The 21,436-nt window shown below is 50.9% G+C and carries 23 protein-coding genes and 1 other RNA gene; 22 read left to right on the plus strand and 2 right to left on the minus strand.

Going from position 1 to position 21,436, the window contains the following annotated elements; genetic code table 11:
- The first annotated feature begins 59 nt into the window (after positions 1-59).
- From gap to ssrA, 10 genes are all read left to right on the plus strand, one after another.
- Positions 60-1,070 (plus strand): type I glyceraldehyde-3-phosphate dehydrogenase, encoded by a 1,011-nt coding sequence (gap, locus tag PRIO_RS00900; protein ID WP_020425587.1) that lies wholly within the window; start codon positions 60-62, stop codon positions 1,068-1,070.
- Between the two features lie 111 nt (positions 1,071-1,181).
- Positions 1,182-2,363, plus strand: coding sequence for a phosphoglycerate kinase (locus PRIO_RS00905; protein ID WP_020425586.1), 1,182 nt, complete (start codon positions 1,182-1,184; stop codon positions 2,361-2,363).
- 33 nt (positions 2,364-2,396) lie between these two features.
- Positions 2,397-3,152: a triose-phosphate isomerase gene (tpiA, locus tag PRIO_RS00910; RefSeq protein ID WP_020425585.1), complete on the plus strand. Its 756-nt coding sequence runs from the start codon at positions 2,397-2,399 to the stop codon at positions 3,150-3,152.
- Between the two features lie 2 nt (positions 3,153-3,154).
- Complete coding sequence (gene gpmI / locus PRIO_RS00915) at positions 3,155-4,699, plus strand: 2,3-bisphosphoglycerate-independent phosphoglycerate mutase (protein ID WP_020425584.1); 1,545 nt, start codon at positions 3,155-3,157, stop codon at positions 4,697-4,699.
- 47 nt (positions 4,700-4,746) lie between these two features.
- Positions 4,747-6,033 carry a phosphopyruvate hydratase gene (gene eno / locus PRIO_RS00920; protein ID WP_020425583.1) on the plus strand — a complete coding sequence of 429 codons (1,287 nt, stop codon included), beginning with the start codon at positions 4,747-4,749 and terminating at the stop codon, positions 6,031-6,033.
- 110 nt (positions 6,034-6,143) lie between these two features.
- Positions 6,144-6,410, plus strand: coding sequence for a YesK family protein (locus PRIO_RS00925; RefSeq protein WP_081487068.1), 267 nt, complete (start codon positions 6,144-6,146; stop codon positions 6,408-6,410).
- 142 nt (positions 6,411-6,552) lie between these two features.
- Positions 6,553-6,786 carry a preprotein translocase subunit SecG gene (gene secG, locus PRIO_RS00930; RefSeq protein WP_020425581.1) on the plus strand — a complete coding sequence of 78 codons (234 nt, stop codon included), beginning with the start codon at positions 6,553-6,555 and terminating at the stop codon, positions 6,784-6,786.
- A 251-nt stretch (positions 6,787-7,037) separates the two neighbouring features.
- On the plus strand, positions 7,038-9,887 hold the full coding sequence (rnr, locus tag PRIO_RS00935) for a ribonuclease R (RefSeq protein ID WP_046506247.1): 2,850 nt from the start codon (positions 7,038-7,040) through the stop codon (positions 9,885-9,887).
- A 725-nt stretch (positions 9,888-10,612) separates the two neighbouring features.
- Positions 10,613-11,092 (plus strand): SsrA-binding protein SmpB, encoded by a 480-nt coding sequence (gene smpB / locus PRIO_RS00940; protein ID WP_020427771.1) that lies wholly within the window; start codon positions 10,613-10,615, stop codon positions 11,090-11,092.
- A gap of 190 nt (positions 11,093-11,282) precedes the next feature.
- Positions 11,283-11,647, plus strand: a transfer-messenger RNA (tmRNA) gene (gene ssrA, locus PRIO_RS34305).
- Here ssrA and PRIO_RS35855 read toward each other — a convergent pair.
- Together PRIO_RS35855 and PRIO_RS33585 are read right to left on the minus strand one after the other, a co-directional pair.
- The gene (locus PRIO_RS35855) at positions 11,608-13,152 is read right to left on the minus strand and encodes a recombinase family protein (RefSeq protein WP_020427772.1); all 1,545 of its coding nucleotides are present in this window, start codon (positions 13,150-13,152) and stop codon (positions 11,608-11,610) included. The two genes, ssrA and PRIO_RS35855, sit on opposite strands and share 40 nt — an antisense overlap.
- A 23-nt stretch (positions 13,153-13,175) precedes the next feature.
- Complete coding sequence (locus PRIO_RS33585) at positions 13,176-13,766, minus strand: helix-turn-helix domain-containing protein (protein WP_052741400.1); 591 nt, start codon at positions 13,764-13,766, stop codon at positions 13,176-13,178.
- 109 nt (positions 13,767-13,875) lie between these two features.
- Here PRIO_RS33585 and PRIO_RS36490 point away from each other — a divergent pair, with 109 nt between their 5' ends.
- From PRIO_RS36490 to PRIO_RS01000, 12 genes are all read left to right on the plus strand, one after another.
- Positions 13,876-14,247 (plus strand): helix-turn-helix domain-containing protein, encoded by a 372-nt coding sequence (locus PRIO_RS36490; RefSeq protein ID WP_231869799.1) that lies wholly within the window; start codon positions 13,876-13,878, stop codon positions 14,245-14,247.
- The gene (locus tag PRIO_RS37160) at positions 14,237-14,371 is read left to right on the plus strand and encodes a hypothetical protein (RefSeq protein WP_020426310.1); all 135 of its coding nucleotides are present in this window, start codon (positions 14,237-14,239) and stop codon (positions 14,369-14,371) included. The genes PRIO_RS36490 and PRIO_RS37160 overlap by 11 nt, the downstream gene beginning before the upstream one ends.
- Entirely contained in the window at positions 14,368-14,532 is a 165-nt protein-coding gene (locus PRIO_RS35860) for a hypothetical protein (protein WP_020426309.1), read from the plus strand. Before PRIO_RS37160 ends, PRIO_RS35860 begins: the two co-directional genes overlap by 4 nt.
- Positions 14,529-15,080 (plus strand): hypothetical protein, encoded by a 552-nt coding sequence (locus tag PRIO_RS00960; RefSeq protein ID WP_020426308.1) that lies wholly within the window; start codon positions 14,529-14,531, stop codon positions 15,078-15,080. The genes PRIO_RS35860 and PRIO_RS00960 overlap by 4 nt, the downstream gene beginning before the upstream one ends.
- Positions 15,081-15,106: 26 nt before the next feature.
- Positions 15,107-15,379, plus strand: coding sequence for a hypothetical protein (locus PRIO_RS00965; protein WP_020426307.1), 273 nt, complete (start codon positions 15,107-15,109; stop codon positions 15,377-15,379).
- A gap of 64 nt (positions 15,380-15,443) precedes the next feature.
- Positions 15,444-16,142, plus strand: coding sequence for a hypothetical protein (locus PRIO_RS33590; protein WP_020426306.1), 699 nt, complete (start codon positions 15,444-15,446; stop codon positions 16,140-16,142).
- A gap of 15 nt (positions 16,143-16,157) precedes the next feature.
- Positions 16,158-16,409 (plus strand): hypothetical protein, encoded by a 252-nt coding sequence (locus PRIO_RS00975; protein WP_020426305.1) that lies wholly within the window; start codon positions 16,158-16,160, stop codon positions 16,407-16,409.
- Positions 16,406-16,768: a hypothetical protein gene (locus PRIO_RS00980; RefSeq protein WP_020426304.1), complete on the plus strand. Its 363-nt coding sequence runs from the start codon at positions 16,406-16,408 to the stop codon at positions 16,766-16,768. The genes PRIO_RS00975 and PRIO_RS00980 overlap by 4 nt, the downstream gene beginning before the upstream one ends.
- Positions 16,761-18,098, plus strand: coding sequence for an AAA family ATPase (locus tag PRIO_RS00985; protein WP_020426303.1), 1,338 nt, complete (start codon positions 16,761-16,763; stop codon positions 18,096-18,098). The genes PRIO_RS00980 and PRIO_RS00985 overlap by 8 nt, the downstream gene beginning before the upstream one ends.
- Entirely contained in the window at positions 18,098-19,180 is a 1,083-nt protein-coding gene (locus PRIO_RS00990) for an ATP-binding protein (protein ID WP_046500864.1), read from the plus strand. Before PRIO_RS00985 ends, PRIO_RS00990 begins: the two co-directional genes overlap by 1 nt.
- Before the next feature lie 22 nt (positions 19,181-19,202).
- On the plus strand, positions 19,203-19,817 hold the full coding sequence (locus PRIO_RS00995; protein ID WP_046500867.1) for a hypothetical protein: 615 nt from the start codon (positions 19,203-19,205) through the stop codon (positions 19,815-19,817).
- Between the two features lie 9 nt (positions 19,818-19,826).
- On the plus strand, positions 19,827-21,407 hold the full coding sequence (locus tag PRIO_RS01000; RefSeq protein WP_020426096.1) for a DEAD/DEAH box helicase: 1,581 nt from the start codon (positions 19,827-19,829) through the stop codon (positions 21,405-21,407).
- Positions 21,408-21,436 lie beyond the last annotated feature (29 nt).

The raw sequence follows: 21,436 nt of genomic DNA on the forward strand, positions 1-21,436 counted from the left end.
TTGACAAGCTTAACGGCTTGTCTTGAATAAATAAAACGAAATCTAGGAGGAACTATTCAATGAGTGTAAAAGTTGGTATTAACGGTTTTGGACGTATTGGACGCCTTGCATTCCGCCGTATTCAAAATGTAGAAGGTATCGAAGTGGTAGCCATCAACGACTTGACTGATGCTAAGATGCTTGCTCATTTGCTTAAATATGATACAACTCAAGGTAAATTCCAGGGAGAAGTTGAAGTGCATGACGGCTTCTTCAAAGTGAACGGCAAAGAAGTTAAGGTTCTGGCGAACCGCAATCCGGAAGAACTGCCTTGGGGTGACCTCGGCGTTGACATCGTTCTGGAATGCACAGGTTTCTTCACAACTAAAGAAGCAGCTGAGAAGCACCTGAAAGGCGGAGCTAAAAAAGTAGTAATCTCCGCTCCAGCTACCGGCGACATGAAGACCGTTGTATACAACGTTAACCATGACGTACTGGATGGTACTGAAACTGTAATCTCCGGCGCATCTTGCACAACTAACTGCCTGGCTCCAATGGCAAAAGTCCTGAACGACAAGTTCGGAATCGTTGAAGGCTTGATGACTACCATCCACGCTTACACCGGCGACCAGAACACACTGGATGCTCCACACGCTAAAGGCGACTTCAGACGCGCCCGCGCTGCTGCTGAGAACATCGTTCCTAACACTACCGGTGCTGCCAAAGCTATCGGTCTGGTAATTCCTGCACTGAAAGGCAAACTGGACGGCGCAGCACAACGTGTGCCTGTAGCTACTGGTTCCCTGACTGAGCTGGTTACTGTTCTTGAAAAGAACGTAACTGTTGAAGAACTGAACGCAGCGATGAAAGCAGCTTCCGACCCAGACACTTATGGCTACACTGAAGATGAAATCGTATCTTCCGACATCAAGGGTATGACTTTCGGTTCCCTGTTCGATGCTACACAGACTAAGGTTATGACTGTTGGCGACAAACAACTGGTAAAAACTGTTGCTTGGTACGACAATGAAATGTCCTACACTGCACAGCTCGTTCGCACTTTGGAACACTTCGCTAAGCTGGCTAAGTAATACCGATTTCCCATAAGCGGCATCTATAGAGCGGAAACAGAAGTTCCTTGTTTCCGCTCTTTCTAAATGGATTCGTGAATGACCAATTTTGGGTGTGGAGGAAAAGTAATCATGAACAAAAAAAGTGTCCGTGATGTAGAAGTAAAAGGCAAACGCGTATTCGTGCGTGTCGATTTCAACGTGCCAGTGGAAGACGGAAAGATCACTGATGATACCCGTATCCGCGAAACCCTTCCAACGATTAAATACCTGATTGAGAACGGTGCAAAGGTCATTCTGGCCAGTCACATGGGCCGTCCTAAAGGCCAATTCGTAGATTCCATGCGCCTTACTGTTGCTGCTGTGCGTCTGTCCGAGCTGCTCGGCAAACCGGTGGCTAAGGCTGATGAAGCAATCGGCGAAGCCGTAAAAGCAAAAATCGCTGAACTGAAAGACGGCGATGTGCTTGTGCTTGAGAATGTCCGTTTCTATCCGGGCGAAGAAAAGAACGATCCTGAACTGGCTAAGCAGTTCGCAGAACTGGCTGACCTGTTCGTTAATGATGCATTCGGCGCGGCTCACCGTGCACATGCTTCCACAGAAGGCATCGCTCACTTCCTGCCGGCTGTATCGGGCCTGCTGATGGAGAAAGAACTGAATGTTCTGGGCAAAGCTCTTTCCAATCCGGAACGCCCTTTCACTGCCATCATCGGCGGCTCTAAAGTGAAAGACAAAATTGACGTTATCGACAACCTGCTGACTCTGGCTGACAACGTTCTGATCGGCGGCGGTCTGTCCTACACGTTCACCAAAGCTCAAGGCTACGAAATCGGAAACTCGCTGGTAGACAACGATAAGATTGATGCGGCTCTCGGATTTATCGAGAAGGCCAAAAAACTGGGCAAAAACTTCGTGCTTCCGGTTGACGTTGTTGTAGCTGACAAGTTCGGTGCGGATGCCAACACCAAAGTGGTTGATGTAACGGATATCCCGGCTGGCTGGGAAGGTCTGGACATCGGTCCTAAAACTCGTGAAATTTATGCCGACATCATCAAAAACTCCAAACTGGTGGTTTGGAACGGACCGATGGGCGTATTCGAAATCGATATTTTTGCCGAAGGTACACTCGCTGTAGCCAAGGCTTGCGCGACTACAGAAGGCTACACTGTAATTGGCGGCGGAGATTCCGCAGCAGCAGCAGAGAAATTCCACCTGGCTGACCAAATGGATCATATCTCCACTGGCGGCGGCGCATCACTCGAGTTCATGGAAGGCAAAGCGCTCCCTGGCGTAGAAGCACTGAACGACAAGTAAGACGTAGAAGGTAGAAGGAGGCATTTCATTACTATGAGCAGAACACCTATTATCGCCGGTAACTGGAAGATGTTCAAAACAGTTTCCGAAGCGGAAGGCTTTTTCGCTGAAGTCAAAGGCCGGGCCGAAGTGGAAGGCGTAGAGACTGTAATCTGCGCGCCATTTACGAACCTGCCTGCACTGGTTGCAGCGGCAAAGGGGACCAGCATCAAGATCGGTGCACAGAACCTGCACTTCGAAGATAACGGAGCTTACACAGGCGAAATCAGCGGCGTAATGCTGAAGGATCTTGGCGTAGATTATGTTATTATCGGCCACTCCGAACGCCGTGCATACTTTGGTGAAACGGACGAAATCGTGAACAAGAAGATGCATGCGGCATTCCGCCACGGCATTACTCCAATTGTCTGCGTAGGCGAAAAGCTCGAAGAGCGTGAAGCCGACCAGACGAAAGCTGTCTGCAAAGTTCAAACCGAAGGCGCATTTGCCGGCCTTAGCGCTGAGCAGGCTGCAAGTGTAGTCATTGCCTATGAGCCTATCTGGGCTATCGGAACAGGCAAATCCTCCACTTCCCAGGATGCTAACGAAGTTATCGCCTATATCCGTACACTTGTAAAAGACCTGTACGATCAAGCGACGGCTGAAGCGGTTCGTATCCAATACGGCGGCAGTGTGAAGCCGGAGAATGTTACGGAGTACATGAGTCAAAGCGACATCGACGGCGCGCTCGTCGGCGGTGCCAGCCTGCAGCCTGCTTCGTTCGTTTCATTGGTTGAGGGGGCGAAGTAAGGATGTCAGCACCCAAACCCGTTGCTTTGATCATCATGGATGGTTTCGGTCTGCGCAATACGACTGAAGGCAACGCTGTTGCCCAAGCCAACAAGCCGAACTATGACCGTTACCTGAAGCAGTATCCGAACACCACGCTCACCGCTTGCGGCGAAGCTGTGGGTCTGCCGGAAGGACAGATGGGTAACTCCGAAGTGGGTCACCTTAACATCGGAGCCGGCCGGATCGTGTATCAGGACCTGACCCGTATCGACAAGTCGATTCGTGAAGGGGAATTCTTTGAGAACGAAACTCTGGTTGCCGCTGTAAGAAGCGCCAAGTCAACCGGCAAGAAGCTTCACCTGTATGCGCTGGTATCCGACGGAGGGGTACATAGCCATATTAATCATTTGTTTGCCATGCTCGATCTGGCCAAGAAAGAAGATATGCACGATGTGTATATCCATGCTTTCATGGATGGACGCGATGTACCTCCTGACAGCGGACAGAAGTTCATTAAGGATCTGATCGCCAAGATTGAGGAAGTAGGCGTAGGCAAAATCGCTACAGTATCCGGACGTTATTTCGCGATGGACCGTGACAAGCGCTGGGAACGTGTAGAGAAGGCTTACCGCGCGATGGTCTACGGCGAAGGACCGAAATATACCGATGCGCTGCAGGCGATCACTGCATCCTACCAAAACTCTGTGTACGATGAATTTGTTGAGCCTAGCGTGATTGTGGACAGCGAAGGCAAACCGACAGCGACAGTAGAGAGCGGCGATTCCGTCGTGTTCCTCAACTTCCGCCCGGACCGTGCCATCCAGCTGTCGCAGGTATTCACAAACTCGGATTTCCGCGGCTTCGACCGGGGTCCTTTGTTCCCGCAAAACCTGCATTTTGTATGTTTGACTACCTTCAGTGAAACGGTTCAGGGCTACGTGGCGTACTCGCCGAAGAACCTGGACAATACGCTGGGTGAAGTGCTTGTACAGCAGAACAAGAAGCAGCTGCGTATCGCGGAAACCGAAAAGTATCCGCACGTAACCTTCTTCTTCAGCGGCGGACGTGATGAGGAGCTTCCAGGCGAAACCCGCATCCTGATCAATTCCCCGAAAGTGGCAACCTATGATCTTAAGCCAGAGATGAGCGCCTACGAAGTGGCGGCGGCCTGCGTAGCGGAAATCGAAGCAGACAGACAGGATGCCATTATCCTTAACTTTGCGAACCCTGACATGGTAGGACACTCCGGCATGCTGGAACCAACCATCAAGGCTGTAGAAGTTACGGATGAATGCGTGGGCAAGGTTGTGGATGCCGTAGTTGCCAAAGGCGGCGTTGCCATCATCATTGCCGACCACGGCAACGCGGATATGGTGTTTGACGAGCAGGGACGTCCGTTCACGGCTCACACCACCAACCCGGTTCCTTTCATCGTAACAACTGAAAATGTTGTACTGCGTGAATCCGGCATTCTCGCAGATGTGGCACCAACGATCCTGGATCTGATGGGACTTCCGCAGCCTGCGGAAATGACCGGCCAATCCATGATTGCCAGCCGCAAATAGGCAGTACCTGCAAGACTATAACCCATGTTAAAAGGAGATTAACTTACATGACTATTATTTCTGATGTGTACGCTCGCGAAGTCCTCGACTCCCGTGGTAACCCTACTGTAGAGGTTGACGTTTATCTGGAATCCGGTGCTAAAGGCCGCGCAATCGTTCCTTCCGGCGCTTCCACTGGCGCTCACGAAGCTGTAGAGCTTCGCGACGAAGACAAAAACCGCTACCTGGGCAAAGGCGTTCTGAAAGCTGTTGAGAACGTGAATGAAATCATCGCTCCAGAAGTAATCGGTATGGACGCTCTGGATCAGCTGGGCATCGACAAACTGATGATCACCCTGGATGGGACTCACAACAAAGGTAAACTGGGCGCGAACGCAATTCTGGCTGTATCCATGGCCGTAGCCCGCGCTGCTGCAGCAGCTCTGGATGTGCCTTTGTATGTATACCTGGGCGGATTCAACGCGAAACAGCTTCCAGTTCCAATGATGAACATCGTTAACGGCGGCGCTCATGCCGACAACAACGTTGACGTACAAGAGTTCATGGTTCTGCCAGTTGGCGCACCTAGCTTCAAAGAAGCTCTGCGTACAGGCGCTGAAATCTTCCATGCGCTGAAATCCGTACTTAAAGGCAAAGGCCTGAACACTGCAGTTGGCGACGAAGGCGGATTCGCTCCTAACTTCACTTCCAACGAAGATGCATTGTCCTCCATCATGGAAGCTATCGAAAAAGCCGGCTACAAACCGGGCGTTGATGTATTCCTGGGTATGGACGTAGCGAGCACCGAGTTCTTCAAAGACGGCAAGTACCACCTGGAAGGCGAAGGCAAATCCTTCACTCCAGCTGAATTCGTTGACCTGCTCACTTCCTGGGCTGACAAATACCCAATCATCACCATCGAAGATGGCTGCTCCGAAGATGACTGGGAAGGCTGGAAATTGCTCACCGAAAAATTGGGCAACAGAATCCAGCTCGTTGGGGATGACCTGTTCGTAACCAACACTGAACGTCTGAACAAAGGGATCGAAGAAGGCATCGGTAACTCCATTCTGATCAAAGTTAACCAAATCGGTACTTTGACTGAAACCTTCGACGCTATTGAAATGGCAAAACGCGCTGGCTACACTGCTGTTATCTCCCACCGTTCCGGTGAGTCCGAAGACAGCACTATCGCTGATATCGCTGTGGCCACCAATGCCGGCCAGATCAAAACAGGTGCTCCTTCCCGTACAGACCGTATCGCTAAATACAACCAATTGCTTCGCATCGAAGATGAACTGGGTGAATTGGCTCAATACAACGGCCTAAAATCCTTCTACAACCTCAAAAGATAATTGCTTTTGAGCTAAGTTTTCTAAAGAGTCTGCCGTATCGGCAGGCTCTTTTTTTGCATCCTCTACTCTGAAAAGGTATTCTATAATTGTGGATAAATGGAAGGAGTGGGATGATGAACGCAATTATATCCGGCATAGGGGTGGGAATGCTCCTGGTGCTGATCAGCTGGTTGCTGTCACGAAGGGGAGGCCAGATGAAGGGCTTCATCTTTTATCCAGGGCTGGTAGGGTTGATAGGCGGTGCAATTTTGCTGGTCTGCAGCTTTTCCGTAATTGGAGGGTGGGAGGGAATGGGGTATGCCTTCTTTTCCGTGCCTGTGATTGTGATCTCCATGCTGCTATTGCTGTTTCTGGGCTCGTTCAGGAGACAAACCTAAGAAATCGCTAAAGTTATAAGGAGAACCCGATTTGTACAGTTGTATTCGTATCATGGCTATGATAAAATTAAAATGCTGTTTATGAAACGTAAAACCTAAATTAGCATAGATAGTGATGCTTGGACGTAGGAGGTGGAAGTGAATGGATATCTTTTTGAAAGTATTGCTCCTGATTTTTTCCGTCGGTCTAATTGCGGTCGTTCTTCTGCAGAAAGGGAAAAGCGCAGGTCTTTCCGGTGCCATCTCCGGCGGTGCTGAGCATCTCTTTGGTAAGACAAAAGCACGTGGTATGGAACTCGTACTGCAGCGTGTAACAGTTGGACTGGCAGCAGGATTTTTTATTATGTCAATTCTGGTGGCTGTCCTTGTTGACTAGATAACGTACATTAAGCCTTTGCTCTGTTCTGAATGGAATGGGGCAGGGGCTTTTTTGTTGCGGATAATTAAATTTGTGTTTCCGTTAACCTGCGGCTGATCATTACAGGGATGCCTGGGATTAATTTCGTGTATACTAGGGTATGAGTATGTATAGGTAAAATTTACTGGAATACACACAGGCATTGTAGGACAAGACATACATATATGCCAGCGGCATACGAAATGCTGCGGAGGGCCGAGGTGACGAAGTTGATAACACAGGAACAATTACTGGATTTTATGCGGGAGACCGCTTATAAGCCGCTCACTTATGACGAACTGGTGAGTCATTTCGCATTAGAGGACAGCGAGTCGTTCAAAGCGTTTGAGGAATTGCTGCTTGCACTTGAGCAGGATGGAAGAATGATACTGACCCGGAATGCCCGCTACGGGGTACCGGAACGGATGGATTTGGTGCGCGGACGTGTACAGGCTCATGCGAAGGGGTTTGCTTTTCTGATTCCCGATGACCGCGATCATCCTGATATTTATATGAATGCCAATGATCTGAAGGGTGCGATGAACGGTGATATCGTGCTGGTGCGCATTACCTCGCGAAGCCCGTCCGGCGGGCGTATGGAAGGCGAAGTTGTGCGGATCGTTAAAAGAGGGGTGCTGCAGACTGTAGGTGTGTTCCAAAGCCTGGAGAACTATGGTTTTGTGCTGCCTGATGATAAGCGGATTAACCGGGATATTTTTATTCCAAAGCAATCCTTCAAGGGTGCAGTTGACGGGGAAAAAGTCGTTGTCCGCATTGTAAATTACCCGGAAGGCCGGGCTGCGGCAGAGGGGGAAATCATTGAGATCCTGGGCCATAAAGATGACCCGGGTGTGGATATTCTGTCGGTGATCCGGAAGCATCAGCTCCCGGAGGCTTTTCCGGCTGAAGTGATGCGTGAAGCGGAGCAGGCTCCTGATTCCATTACGGAGGAAGAAATTATCCAGCAGGGCCGCCGCGATCTGCGCGGGCTGAACATTGTCACCATCGACGGTGCGGACGCCAAGGATCTGGATGATGCCGTGAATGTATCGCGTCTGGAGAACGGCCACTACAAGCTGGGCGTGCATATTGCGGACGTCGGTTATTATGTGCGTGAAGGGTCTGAGCTGGATAAGGAAGCTTTTGACCGCGGGTGCAGCGTGTATCTGGTGGACCGGGTTATCCCCATGCTGCCGCATCGTTTGTCGAACGGCATCTGCAGCTTGAATCCCAAGGTGGACCGGCTAACGATGTCCTGTGAGATGGAATTCGACGAGCATATGAAGGTCGTGAAGCATGATGTCTTTACGAGCGTTATCCGTACGAAGGAAAGAATGACCTACTCGGATGTCCGCAAAATCGTTGAAGACGAAGATCCCGAGCTGCTGGAGCGTTATAGTCCACTGATTGAGGATTTCCGCCTGATGAAAGAGCTGGCGATGAAGCTGCGTGGTGCGCGGATGCGCCGAGGTGCAGTTGATTTCGACTTCGAAGAGAGCAAGATTATCGTCGATGAGAACGGCAAGGCGATAGATATCGTGAAACGCGAGCGTTCCGTGGCTGAGCAGATTATCGAGGAGTTCATGCTGGCGGCGAACGAAACGGTTGCAGAGCATTTCCACTGGCTGAAGGTGCCGTTCCTGTACCGGATTCACGAAGATCCGGACCCGGAGAAGCTGCAGAACTTCATGGCTTTTGCGGCGAACTTTGGCTATCATGTCAAAGGCCGGGGCAATTCGGTGCATCCGCGCGCGCTGCAGGATCTGCTGGAGCAGATTCAGGGGACGAAGGAACAGACCGTCATCAGTACCATGATGCTGCGCTCCATGAAGCAGGCGAAGTATGATGCTGAGAGCACAGGCCACTTCGGGCTGGCTGCGGAATTTTATTCCCATTTCACCTCGCCGATCCGGCGTTATCCCGACCTTGTGATTCACCGTGTCATGCGGGAGGTTATTGAGAACGGCGGAGCGCTGACGGAGAAACGCCATGAATATCTCGCCAGCCGGATGCCGGAGATCGCGCAGCAGTCCTCGGAACGCGAGCGTGTGGCGGTAGAGGCTGAACGGGATACGGAGCAGCTCAAGAAGGCTGAGTTCATGCAGGACAAGGTTGGCGAGGAATTCGACGCCATGGTCAGCAGCGTGACCAGCTTCGGGATGTTCATCGAGCTGGAAAATACCGTCGAAGGCTTAATCCGCCTCAGCGCGCTGAGCGATGATTATTACCACTTCGACGAAGCCCATATGGCGCTCATTGGCGAGCGCACCTCGAAGGTGTTCCGCATTGGCGACGAGGTGAAGATCCGTGTCGCCAAGGTCAACATGGACGACCATACGATTGACTTTGAGCTGGTCGACATGAAGCCGCGCGCGGCAGGTGAACACCGCAGCTTCGGCGGGCGTGGAGGCAAGGGTGGCCGTGCTGGCGGCGGCTTCGCCAAGCCGTTCGGCAGCAAAGCCGGCGGCAAGGGCCGCGCCGGCGGGAAAGGCAAGCCCGGCAGCGCAGCGGGCCGGGGGAAGGCCGGCGGCGCTGCACACGCCGGCAAGGGCAAGTCCGGCGCGGCAGCACGCGCCGGAGAAGCGCCCCGCGCAGCGGAGGAAGCCAGCGGCGGTGCGCCGGCTGGCGGCCGCGGCAAGCGCGGGGGCGGCGGCCCGGCAGAGGCAGCGCGCCGGGCCTTCGCGGCCGTGAACCGCGGCGAGGCTGGCGGTGCCGGCACGCCGCGGGAGCGGGACCGCAGCGGCGGGCGTGGCCGCGGCGGTGAGGCCGGAGGCAGTGCCGGGGGACGCGGCATCAGCTTCGGCTTCGGCTCCGGCAAGGGCGGCTATGGCGCCCCTGCCGGCGAGCAGATCAGCGAGCTGCGCGGCGTGGACGCCAGCACGCGGTTCCGCAGCCGCGAGGATCTCGGCAGCGGGGCAGCGGCCAACGGCGGCGGAGGCAAGAGCCGCCGCAAAAAGAATAAAAAGGGCGGCGTCTTCATCAGCCCTTCCGTAACGCCGGGCAACGTGGAGCGGAGCGACAAGAGCGGCAATCCTGAGGGCAGCGGCCGCCGCAAGAAGAAGAAAAAAACGCAAGAGTAAACGAGGTACAATAAGAGGCGCTGCTTCCTGTGTGAGGGAGCAGCGCCTTTTTGACAGAGTTATAAATGTTTGAGGGAAGCGAAGATTCCCCTTATCTAAACAATTGGGGAATTATGATTTCCCCTTCTTGTGGATAAGATGTGTATAAAGTTGGGGATAAATAGATATGAATTTGAGCGAATTCACCCAAAAGGTCGGGAATTATTCGGATCGATCGCCTTTTCCCAACTAGCGCTGGTGAAGTAGCAGGCGAGCAGGGTTAGTTGGAAAAAGGGAACTTATTTCTCCCCAGAATCAACAATTGTGAGGTTTAAGTGGAAAAAGGAAACTTAATTTAGCCATATTCCTTCGTAAGGAGCGAAATGAGCTGAATTAGTGATCCTTTTTCCAACTTAGGCTGCGGAGACCGGGGTGTTCAAGCCAATTAGTGATCCTTTTTCCACTTGGCATTGCGGAGGATTCATAAAGGGTTCTCCAGGCAACGCTATACTGAAATCCAAATCGGCTACCTTATCCAGCCAAGGATTGCGTGGCCATGTTTGTTCCTAAATTAGCATGAGACGTCTGTGCCGCCATACCAATCCCTCTATTATTGCAGAGATAGATGAGCTTCTGTTCGGTTCGGTGGTCATCCTTTCTTGCGTTAGCGTAAGCGCTTTTGGTACAATATAGATCTGACGTTTGACTCTGTTCAAACGGGACATTCGATGCAAGGGGTGACTTTCATGGGTAAAAAAGCAGACGGGAAAGTGCTCGCCCAGAACAAAAAGGCTTCCCATGATTATTTTATCGAGGACACTTATGAAGCGGGCTTGGTGCTGACCGGCACTGAAATCAAGTCGCTGCGTAACGGCCGCGCTAACATTGGCGACGCGTTTGCCACCATTCGGAACGGCGAAATTCATGTGCACAATATGCATATCAGCCCTTTTGAACAGGGGAACCGCAATAATCCTTCTGATCCGACGCGCACACGCAAGCTGCTGATGCATAAGGTGCAGATTCACAAGCTGCTCGGCCAGTCCAAGCAGGAAGGCTATTCGATAGTGCCGCTGAAGATCTATGTGCGCAATGGCTATGCGAAGCTGCTGATCGGCCTGGGTAAAGGGAAGAAGCAATATGACAAACGCGATACCGCCGCCAAAAAAGACGCTCAACGCGACATCCAGCGTGCGCTGCGCGAGAAGCAAAAGATCGCCAGATAAGCCGATTACCCGGCTCTTCCTGCCGTTCCAGATCTGCCCTTCAATTCCTTTAACCTACGTGTTAAAGTGTTGATAAATGTGCTATACTGTGTAAGTAAGATTTTTGCTTCGTGACAGTCCTCTGGGACAGAGGCTGTCTGGATCTCTCTTGCTGGAAGATCCGCTGATCCGAAGCGCCCTTTTCTAATGAGGGGCCGTTCTTGGATTCGACGGGGGTAGTTCGAGCATGAGCAGCGAGTAGTGGGGACGCGTCCGCTTCATCAACGCTAAAGCCTATTAAACGGCAAACAACAAAACAACTACGCTTTTGCAGCTTAATAACCTGTGAGCGTGCTTCTACCCTGCATCGCCCATGTGACAGGGATAGGGGCTAACAAGTAGTGGGATACGCTGTCTGGTCTCCGCCTGGGGTCAGCAGAAGAAGATAATCAGGCTGACCCAACGTATAGCCGGTTACGGGGCGATACTCGGGTGACATCAAAACTGTAACTACACTCGTAGAAGCTTATGTGCCGTTATCTTCGGACAGGGGTTCGACTCCCCTCGGCTCCATTGGTGAAAACCCTGTACGTGATTTCAGCTTCAAAGCGATTAATATCGCTAGAAGGTTGGATTACTACACGGTCAACGTATTCCTGAAGAACCTGCTTCTTTTCGTCTTCATTGCCGGAAAGGAGGAGGTTCTTTTTCATTTCAATGATGGACCGAATTTGGGTATCATCAAGAACGGCTACGCGCTGCATGACTTCAGCTCGATCCAACTCATACTCCAAAGCTTCCTTGCGCTGCTCGGCCTGTTTAATATTTTCTATGACCGTTTTTATGCCGGCACCAAGCGCTTCAATCCAATTCTTTAATTTGCCTTCAAGTTCAGCCAGTTCACGCTTAATAGGTTCGATGTCATTTACAGATTGTTGCTTCTCCTTCTGGTAGAGTTCCTGCACTTTGTCGATTATCTCTTGTATGCCTTCACCGGAAAAACATACTTCAATCAATCGCTGGATAACCATAGCTTCAATGTCATCTTTGCGCACACTCGTATTCCCGCACTTATCCTGGCATTTGTAGTAGGTCAGAACGGTGCCTTCGCTGCTTTTTTTGTTAGTATAAGAGTTTCCAGAATATAACGCCCCGCAAGCTCCGCAATAAATCTTACCTGTCAGTAGGTAATTCACTTTGGCTTTCATCCTCCCTGGCTTTCTTTTCCGATCCTGCAGTTTCCGGTATACTCGATCCCATTGCTCTGACGATATGATAGCTGGTATTCTGCCTTCATGCAGTACCTGTTCTTCTTGTGGCTTTTTATTATTGGTATTCCGTTTCCCATCTTCATCCTTCGGAGCTGAAACGTCATAAGTATAATCGCCCTTATATTTTCGGTTGTGCCCCCAGGTGGCAAAACTGCTGCTGGTGAAAGAACGGTCGTTTAGGGTTCTGTATCCTTTTTCATTTAATATTGCCGCAATCTGGTCATTGGATAAGTCTGCTTCAATACCATCAAAATATATTTGTACGGCCTTGTAAGTCTGCTCGTCTATCTCCAGCATACGGGTTACGGGATTGACTTTCAAGCCGTATGGGGGCCGTCCGCCGGTATGCGTCCCCTGCTCGGCATTCTCGCGCAAGCCCTTACGAACTTCTCGGGAAAGGTTGAGAGAGTAGTATTCGGCCATACCCTCTAGAACCGATTCCAGTATGACCGATTCCGGGGAATTGTCCAAGTGTTCCAGGACCGATTCAACCCGGACACCGTTCCGTTTCAGGACCCGTTTATAATGTGCAGAATCGTAGCGATTCCGTGCGAAGCGATCCAGTTTATGTACAATAACGACATCAAAAAGTTTTTTATTCGAATCTTCTATCATTCTCTGAAAGTTGGGACGTCTATCAGTTGTGGCAGTCTTCTCTTCGTCAGGGTAAGCGTTAACAAGTACATAACCCTTCTGCTGGCAATAAGCCTCTATAGCCCGCATTTGGGCCACAATGGACTCTTCACGTTGGTTGTCAGAACTGTATCGCGGGTAAGCAACGGCGCGAATTAATTTGTTGGTAGATGGCATAGATATCCTCCTTAAAGCGCCACTCACTTTTCGGTATTGTGATCCCTTTTCATCCTTAAAAACTCCTTAAACCGTTTTAATTCCTCAAGCTCTTTATCTGTCCAATCTTCTTCGTCAATGTTAGGTTTATTGATCTGTACAGTTTCTTCCTCATGTTTCAAATAATCTAGGTAAGCATTTATGTCACCTTTATAGTATTGGGTGATAGCGCCTTCGTACATTTCATATTTAATTAAAAATTCCTGGACTGTCATCCCCAAGTACCTGGTGATATTTCCTAGTAATTCAGAGGTTAAAGGAATCTTATTATTTTCTATTTGAGAAAGGGATTCCGGTGAAATCTGAATTGCAGTAGATAAGTCTTCCAAGGATACGTTTTGAGCTTCTCTTTCATCCTCAATATAACTGCCCAGATCATAGATATGTCCCCACCCTACAAGATCATCAATGGTTACTTTAAAATAACTGGCTACTTTTTGTAGTTTTTCTAGTGAGGGTGAACTTTTTATCCAATTGTAAATTGTACCGTTGCCAAAGCCGAGTTCTTTTTCTAGCTTTGGAATCGTCGTGCCGTTTTTATAACAGAGATTTTTTATGTTATCAACTATTTCCACTCCATACACTCCTAAAATAGATAATAATCCAATGTAAAACTGATTATAATCTAATTGTTTATTGACCTACCGATTATAATCGGTTATTATTACATCAACAGCTTAATTGATGGCAAAAAAGGCAACAAAAAACCAGAGGGATAGTATCCCACATTTAAAAATCGTTCCCCAACGACGTTTATTTGGTTATGCCTTCCTAACGATAATAGAATATTTTCGGTCAGGAGTCAACAATTTAGCTGATTTTTTACAAATTTTTACGAAGGAGGTCGAGAATATGACGCATTATAGCGAGTTTGGAGCTGAGGCAAGAAAGGTCATGCTTCAGAAGAAAATCAAAATGAAAGATGTTGCAAGCGAGCTTGGCGTTTCTGTTACCTACGTTTCTGAAATTTTCAAAGGAACTCGTCCGGGAGAGAGACAGAAGCCATTAATCGCAAAGATGCTCGGTATGGAAAGCGAGGTTGTTCATGAAAGCTGAAATTAAAACGACCATAAAGCTTATTCCTCATCCGGAGCCTCAGCGGTTAGTCGATATGTGGGCGCGGATCGTCGTGAACGAGATTCTGAAACAGGAAGCTGCCGAGAAAGGAGCTACCCCGTGACTATTAACCAGCAAGCCGAATCAGCTGATCACGTGTGGCGCCGGCTGGAGCTTCGCCGCAGACGCTGGCAACTACTTAATGGCCGACTGATTGTCGATGAGCCGGAAGCCGCGGTCTGGTGGTTGGATAAGGAAATCGCTGAAATGGAGGCAGGCCAGTGAAGACGCTACATTTTACCTATGATCCTTTAAGACTTGTACGGATCGTGCTGCAACGACATGTAGAAGAGACAATTCAAGGGAGGTTCTACAAAGCCAAGCAATTTGCTTGTTATGAATACCTTGCGAAGTTATCCGATGAAGGTTTGGAAAATCTGCTTCAGGAGTACACGAAACGCCATGAGCTTGAAGCTATCACCCTAGCAGATTGGCGGAAAGACGGGAAACTGATTTTTGACATCATATTTGAACAGCCGGAATACCAACAGCTTGAGATTGACTTCAAGAAGAGGGGATACGGAATAACCGGTCTCGGAGTGCTGGATGTGGAGAGCAACACTTTCTATGAATGTGGGTTTGCTCATCACTGGCAGGCAATTCAGAACATCATTGAAAAATCATATCCTAGATTCCATGAACCGTTACAGAGGATGTATTTCGATGAGACGCTGACGGAGCATGATGGGTTGACCCGTGAAGAACTGGAAAACTTCATCATGACGAACTTCGAGCTGTACGGCGGCACTAAGCCACTTCAAGAATACCTGTAAGACCATGAAAGGGGGTGAAAAAGCGAATGAATGAACCTGTAACGAAGCCGCTGGGCTGGGGAATGGTTGCGGTGATGATCGATAACCCGGTGGTGGGTGGCAAGCAGCTGCACCTGTTTGAAGCAGAAAGTACGATGTCTGGGGCATACGTACCGCCGAAGCAGATCAAGATTGATGAAGTCGAGAAGCTGAGGGACTTCCTGATTGAACAGATGCCGCCGGATGATTTGGTGAATCTGCTGTCCACTTTGGAGAAGGCGATACATGAAAAAGACGATCCATCGGCTGCAACCGTCTGAATCGTCCACAAGAAAAAATAATAGTTGAGGTCAGTGTACCACTGGCCAGAAGGAGAAATCAAGTATGGGATGCGATATTCATTTGTTTGTGGAGAAGCGGATCAATGGAGTTTGGCAAGTGGAGCGGGGTGTCAATGAGCCGGAAATCGAAGAAGTGCGGGGTTTCATTGATAAATCCAAGGAGCGCGGCGAATCATCTGCTTATTGGGAACGTCTCCTTGAAGAACTGCGTCAGGGAACAATGGATTATATCTATGATGGTCGCCATTATCTACTTTTTGAAGTCTTGGCCGGTGTACGTGCTGCGCATGACCTGAAGCCTGTTTCCAATCCTAAAGGGCTCCCGGAAGATATTTCACCAGAAGCTGGAGAATCGGCGGAAAGTTGGGGCGGTGACGGCCATAGCCATTCCTGGCTGACGGCTGCCGAACTGCTTGCCTACAACTGGGATCAGACCATCACCCGCGAGGGCTGGGTCGGAGTTGAGCAATTCAAGAAGTACCTGGAAGATGGCGAACCGTCAATGTGGAGCGGCGGCGTAGGCGGGGGCGGAACCAAATACATTTCCAACAAAGAAATGAAGGAAGGTATTCGTGACGGCTTCCTGTTCGGTGATCCGCGTCAATATTACACGCTGATCCACTGGAACAAGTCGCTCCGGGATGCTTTGGGTAAATGGTGCAGTTGGTCGCTTCCGAAGCTGGCCGAGCTGGCCGGGGACGATCCGGAGAGCGCTCGTATTGTATTCTGGTTCGACAATTAAGGGGGGGGGAGCACAATGGAAAATCAAGTGAAGAGAAAATCTATCGGTGAAGTTCTGGCTACAATCGATCCAGAAAAAGTGAACCTTCAGCTTGTGAAGCCGGCTTTAATGGAGGTTGCACGTTCTAATACTAAGCGCTCCGGATTTTTGAAAATCGCTGTAGATGATGATGTGGCAGTAGATTGCTTCCAAGCGATGCCGGATAAGATTCGCTTCATCATATCGATTGACCGTGAAGACTGGAATCGGGCGGTGGTGTCAGAATGAAAGCCTATGATTTTCAGAAAGCCAAACTCTTGATCGAACAGGACCGGGAACAGATTCAAGAGGCGGCACTTGGAATGTATGAGGATTGGTTCTGGACCGCTGAAGAAGTGTTCAACGACCAAGAAGGATTTGTTCGTGACTTAGAAACCGTCGAATTGATTGGTGGTATTAATGAATCTTCCTGGGCCACTCCATGTCTGCGTATTACCTATCGTGACGGAAACGAATCTTGCATTGGTTGCTTCAAGGATGATGGGTCACCTTCGGAAAGAGGCTTTGTGATGCCACTTGGAGTCCTGTCTGGACCTGCGCAGGATCGGATGCCGCCACTCACTTCAAAGGAGGGTCGTCATGATTAAAATCAATAAGCTCGAAATCGAGAACGTCAAACGGGTCAAAGCCGTGAAAATAGAGCCGACAGCAAGCGGGCTAACCTTAGTCGGCGGCAAGAACAACCAGGGTAAAACCAGCGTGCTGGATGCCATCGCCTGGGCGCTAGGCGGGAACAAGTACCGCCCTTCGCAGGCCGCAAGAGAGGATTCGGCCATCCCCCCATACCTCCACCTGACACTTTCAAACGGGCTGATCGTGGAGCGGAAGGGCAAGAACAGCGACCTGAAGGTGGTCGATCCGAACGGCCAGAAGGGTGGGCAGATGCTCCTGGATAGCTTCGTGGAAGAGTTGGCGATTAATCTTCCAAAGTTCATGGGCTCCACCAACAAGGAAAAGGCCAACATTCTCCTGCAGATCATTGGCGTGGGGCAGCAACTCCACGAGCTGGAGGTCAAAGAGCAGGAGGTATATAATCGCCGCCACGCCATCGGCCAGATTGCTGACCAGAAGGCCAAGTTTGCCAAGGAACAGACGTACTTCCCGGATGCGCCGAAGGAGCCTGTCTCCGCTTCGGATCTGATCCAGCAGCAGCAGGCAATTCTTGCCCGCAACGGGGAGAACCAACTAAAACGGCAGCGGCTGACACAGTTCCAGGCATTGTATGCCAACCAGGGACAGGAGGTTGAGCGGTTGAAGGCGATGCTGGCAGATGCAGAAGCAAAGTATGCTCAAACGGGTGTGGATCTGGCGGCAGCCCAGAAAGACGCTCTACAGCTTCACGATGAATCGACTGCAGAGCTGGAGACCAACATCCAGCAGATCGACGAAATCAATCGTAAAGTCCGCGCCAATCTGGATAAAGACAAGGCCGAAACGGATGCCAGCGATTACCGGCAGCAGTATGATGCGCTGACCACTGAGATCAATACGGTGCGCCAGCAGAAAACGGACCTCCTGACGAACGCTGATTTGCCGCTGCCGGGATTGACCGTAGAGAATGGGGAGCTTAAGTACAACGGCCAGTGCTGGGATAACATGAGCGGATCCGATCAGCTGAAAGTCGCCACGGCTATCGTACGGCGTCTGAAACCAGAATGCGGCTTTATCCTACTTGATAAGCTGGAGCAGATGGATATGGACACCTTGCAGGAGTTTGGTGCCTGGCTGGAGCAAGAGGGGCTGCAAGCCATTGCCACCAGGGTCAGCACCGGCGAAGAGTGCAGCATCATCATCGAGGACGGCTATGTTGCCGGGCAGGAAGGCGTAACCCTTCAGCAGTTGCCGGGCGAAATCGATCCGGGAGACGGGTGGAACGAAGCGGTTGCTCCCCCAACTTGGAAAGCAGGTGAATTTTAATGCAGGTCATTACTGGTAAGGTTCAGAAGGCCAAGAAGGTTGTTATTTATGGGCCGGAGGGGGTCGGCAAGTCTTCCTTGGCTGCTCAATTCCCACGCCCTATCTTTATTGATACTGAAGGCTCCACCACGGAAATGGATGTGGCACGGCTGCCGAAACCTTCGAGCTGGGAAATGCTCAAACAGCAGGTCAAATGGGTATGGCAAGGCGGACAATATGGGACCCTCATCATCGATACCATTGATTGGGCGGAAATGCTCTGTGTAGAAAGCGTATGTTCGACGCACCAAAAGAACGGCATTGAAGACTTCGGATATGGGAAAGGGTATATTTTCGTCTCCGAGGAGCTGGGCCGTATGCTCAACCTGCTCAGTGATGTCGTGGATGCCGGTATCCATGTTGTGCTGATTGCTCACGCTCAGATTGTGAAATTTGAGCAGCCGGACGAAATGGGCGCCTATGATCGTTATCAGCTCAAGCTTGGCCAAAAGACAGCAAGCCGGACGGCGCCACTGGTCAAGGAATGGGCCGATATGGTTCTATTCATCAATTATAAGACGTTCTCCATTGCCACGGACAAGGAAGGCAAGAAGAACAAGGCCCAGGGCGGCGTGCGCACCGTCTACGCCACGCACCACCCCGCGTGGGATGCGAAAAACCGCCATGGGCTGCCGGATGAGTTTCCACTGGATTATGGCCATATCGCTCATATCTTCAATACTCCGGCACCAACGACTAACCCATCACAACAACAGCAGGCATCAGTAACACCGCCGCAACAGTCAGCGCAAACAGTAAATCAAACAGGAAATATTCCAAATAATATTCCAGCTCCCGTAAACACTGCACCACCGACACCTAGCCTGAACTCAAATATCCCGCCGGCGCTGCGGGAACTGATGACCCTGCACCAGGTGACGGAATCGGAGATACAGCAGGCTGTTTTTCAACGCAACTATTACCCGGTAGATACGCCAATCGCCAACTATGACCCCGGGTTTGTGGAGGGTGTGCTGGTGGCAGCCTGGTCGTCAGTTTTAGGGATGATTCAAAACAATCGGAAAGCTGTTCCATTTAATTAAAAACTTCTAGGAGGACTTATACATGAGTGAACAAGAACGCGAATTAGGTTGGGACGACACTATTGAAAAAGACGGCGGGGAGTTTACCCTGCTGCCGGCCGGGGATTACCCGTTCACCGTTACGAAATTTGAGCGCGGGCGCTTCAATGGCTCCGATAAGATGCCTGCCTGCAACCAGGCGAAGATTGAGCTGACCGTGCATTCGCAAGAGCATGGGGATGTGGTTATCTTCCATAATTTATTTTTGCACACCAAGACCGAGGGCTTGCTTTCTAACTTTTTCGCAGGGATCGGCCAGAAAAGGAAGGGCGAAAAGTTGAAAATGAACTGGCAGACGGTTATAGGCTCCAAAGGTCGGCTTAAGCTGGAGGTCAACAAGTTCAGGGGGCGGGACGGAGAAGAGCGGACCAACAACCAGGTCAAGAGTTTCTACCCGGCAGACGAACAGCCTGCAGGACAGCCTCCGCAGCAATATCAGCCACAACAGCAATATCAGCAACCGCAGCAGTACCAACAACCACAGTACCAGCAGCCTCAAGGCGGAGCAGCGTACAATCAGCCGCAGTATCAGCAGGCCCCGTTCCCGGACTCTCCGCCGCCTCAGCGAGGCGGTAACTGGTCTAACGGACAGTTTTAGGTGGCTGCCATGGAACTTAGACCATATCAACAAGACTCCCGCGAATCAATTCAAGCGGAGTGGGAGAAGGGCGTCCGACGGACGCTCCTGGTCCTCCCCACCGGCTGCGGGAAGACGATTGTATTTTCCAAAGTGATTGAAGATCGGGTAAAGCTGGGCGAGCGTGTGCTTGTCCTGGCTCACCGGGGGGAACTGCTGGACCAAGCAGCCGATAAGCTGGCAAAGTCTACCGGGCTGGGATGCGCGACCGAAAAGGCCGAGCAAACTTCCATTGGAAGCTGGTACCGTGTCGTGGTCGGCAGCGTGCAGACCATGATGCGTGATAAACGGCTGCAGCAGTTTGCCGCTGACCATTTTGACACCATCATCATAGATGAGGCTCACCATTGCTTATCAGACAGCTATCAGCGGGTACTGGACTATTTCAAAGAGGCCAATGTGCTGGGCGTCACGGCCACGCCGGACCGTGGGGACATGAGAAACCTAGGTTCCTACTTTGAAAGCCTAGCTTATGAGTACACACTGCCCAAAGCCATCAAAGAGGGTTTTCTAAGTCCGATCAAGGCCATGACGATTCCGCTGAAGCTGGACTTGTCCACAGTCGGTCAACAGGCTGGGGATTTTAAAAGCAGCGACTTGGGTACGGCGCTAGACCCATACTTGGATTCCATCGCCGGCGAAATGTGGAGGGTGGCCAAGGACAGAAAGATTGTCGTATTCTTGCCGCTGGTGAAGACCAGCCAAAAATTCACTTCTATATTAAATGCGGTCGGCTTCCGGGCCGCCGAAGTCAACGGTGACTCGCAGGACCGGGCAGAGATACTGGCCGATTACGATGCAGGTAAGTATAACGTTCTGTGTAATTCCATGCTGCTGACAGAGGGCTGGGATTGCCCCAGCGTGGATTGCATCGTGGTATTGCGGCCGACGAAGGTTCGCAGCTTGTACAGTCAGATGGTTGGGCGCGGTACCCGGCTATTCCCAGGCAAGGAGGAGCTGCTGCTGCTGGATTTTCTGTGGCACACGGAGCGGCATGAGCTTTGTCACCCGGCCCATTTGATTGCAGAGAATGAGGAAGTTGCCCAGGCCATGACTCAGCAGATCGAGCAGGCGGGCATTGCGTTAGATCTGGAAAAGGTTGAGAAGCAGGCCTCTGAAGATGTCGTTGCGCAGCGCGAGGAAGCTTTGGCCAAACAGCTGGCCGAAATGAAGCGCCGCAAGGCAAAGCTGGTTGATCCGCTGCAGTTTGAAATGAGTATCCAAGCAGAGGATTTATCTGGATATGTACCCTCATTCGGCTGGGAAATGTCGCCGCCGTCCGAAGCGCAGGTAAAGACCCTGGAGAAGCTGGGCATCCTGCCTGAAGCCATCGATAATGCCGGCAAAGCAACGAAGCTGCTGGAGCGCTTGGATAAACGCCGTTCCGAGGGGTTGACCACACCGAAGCAGATTCGCTTCCTGGAGAATCGTGGCTTTGAGCATGTCGGTACCTGGTCGTTTGATCACGCCAAGCGCCTGATTGACCGCATTGCCGGAAACGGGTGGCGGGTTCCGGAAGGCATCAATCCTAAAGAATATCGCGGGGAATAGAAAAAACCTGGAGGAAATATTCCCTCCAG

The organism is Paenibacillus riograndensis SBR5 (assembly GCF_000981585.1).
Taxonomy (GTDB): domain Bacteria; phylum Bacillota; class Bacilli; order Paenibacillales; family Paenibacillaceae; genus Paenibacillus_AQ; species Paenibacillus_AQ riograndensis.

Excerpts from the sequence above, each read along its gene's own strand:
- PRIO_RS00995 (WP_046500867.1), top strand. The coding sequence starts at position 19,203 with ATGAGTGAACAAGAACGCGAATTAGGTTGGGACGACACTATTGAAAAA.
- eno (WP_020425583.1), top strand. The coding sequence starts at position 4,747 with ATGACTATTATTTCTGATGTGTACGCTCGCGAAGTCCTCGACTCCCGT.
- PRIO_RS00925 (WP_081487068.1), top strand. The coding sequence starts at position 6,144 with ATGATGAACGCAATTATATCCGGCATAGGGGTGGGAATGCTCCTGGTG.
- PRIO_RS37160 (WP_020426310.1), top strand. The coding sequence starts at position 14,237 with ATGAAAGCTGAAATTAAAACGACCATAAAGCTTATTCCTCATCCGGAG.
- PRIO_RS33590 (WP_020426306.1), top strand. The coding sequence starts at position 15,444 with ATGGGATGCGATATTCATTTGTTTGTGGAGAAGCGGATCAATGGAGTT.
- gpmI (WP_020425584.1), top strand. The coding sequence starts at position 3,155 with ATGTCAGCACCCAAACCCGTTGCTTTGATCATCATGGATGGTTTCGGT.
- PRIO_RS01000 (WP_020426096.1), top strand. The coding sequence starts at position 19,827 with ATGGAACTTAGACCATATCAACAAGACTCCCGCGAATCAATTCAAGCG.
- PRIO_RS00975 (WP_020426305.1), top strand. The coding sequence starts at position 16,158 with ATGGAAAATCAAGTGAAGAGAAAATCTATCGGTGAAGTTCTGGCTACA.
- PRIO_RS00905 (WP_020425586.1), top strand. The coding sequence starts at position 1,182 with ATGAACAAAAAAAGTGTCCGTGATGTAGAAGTAAAAGGCAAACGCGTA.
- PRIO_RS00980 (WP_020426304.1), top strand. The coding sequence starts at position 16,406 with ATGAAAGCCTATGATTTTCAGAAAGCCAAACTCTTGATCGAACAGGAC.
- PRIO_RS00985 (WP_020426303.1), top strand. The coding sequence starts at position 16,761 with ATGATTAAAATCAATAAGCTCGAAATCGAGAACGTCAAACGGGTCAAA.
- gap (WP_020425587.1), top strand. The coding sequence starts at position 60 with ATGAGTGTAAAAGTTGGTATTAACGGTTTTGGACGTATTGGACGCCTT.
- secG (WP_020425581.1), top strand. The coding sequence starts at position 6,553 with ATGGATATCTTTTTGAAAGTATTGCTCCTGATTTTTTCCGTCGGTCTA.
- smpB (WP_020427771.1), top strand. The coding sequence starts at position 10,613 with ATGGGTAAAAAAGCAGACGGGAAAGTGCTCGCCCAGAACAAAAAGGCT.
- tpiA (WP_020425585.1), top strand. The coding sequence starts at position 2,397 with ATGAGCAGAACACCTATTATCGCCGGTAACTGGAAGATGTTCAAAACA.
- PRIO_RS36490 (WP_231869799.1), top strand. The coding sequence starts at position 13,876 with ATGGCAAAAAAGGCAACAAAAAACCAGAGGGATAGTATCCCACATTTA.
- PRIO_RS00965 (WP_020426307.1), top strand. The coding sequence starts at position 15,107 with ATGAATGAACCTGTAACGAAGCCGCTGGGCTGGGGAATGGTTGCGGTG.
- PRIO_RS35855 (WP_020427772.1), bottom strand. The coding sequence starts at position 13,152 with ATGCCATCTACCAACAAATTAATTCGCGCCGTTGCTTACCCGCGATAC.
- PRIO_RS00990 (WP_046500864.1), top strand. The coding sequence starts at position 18,098 with ATGCAGGTCATTACTGGTAAGGTTCAGAAGGCCAAGAAGGTTGTTATT.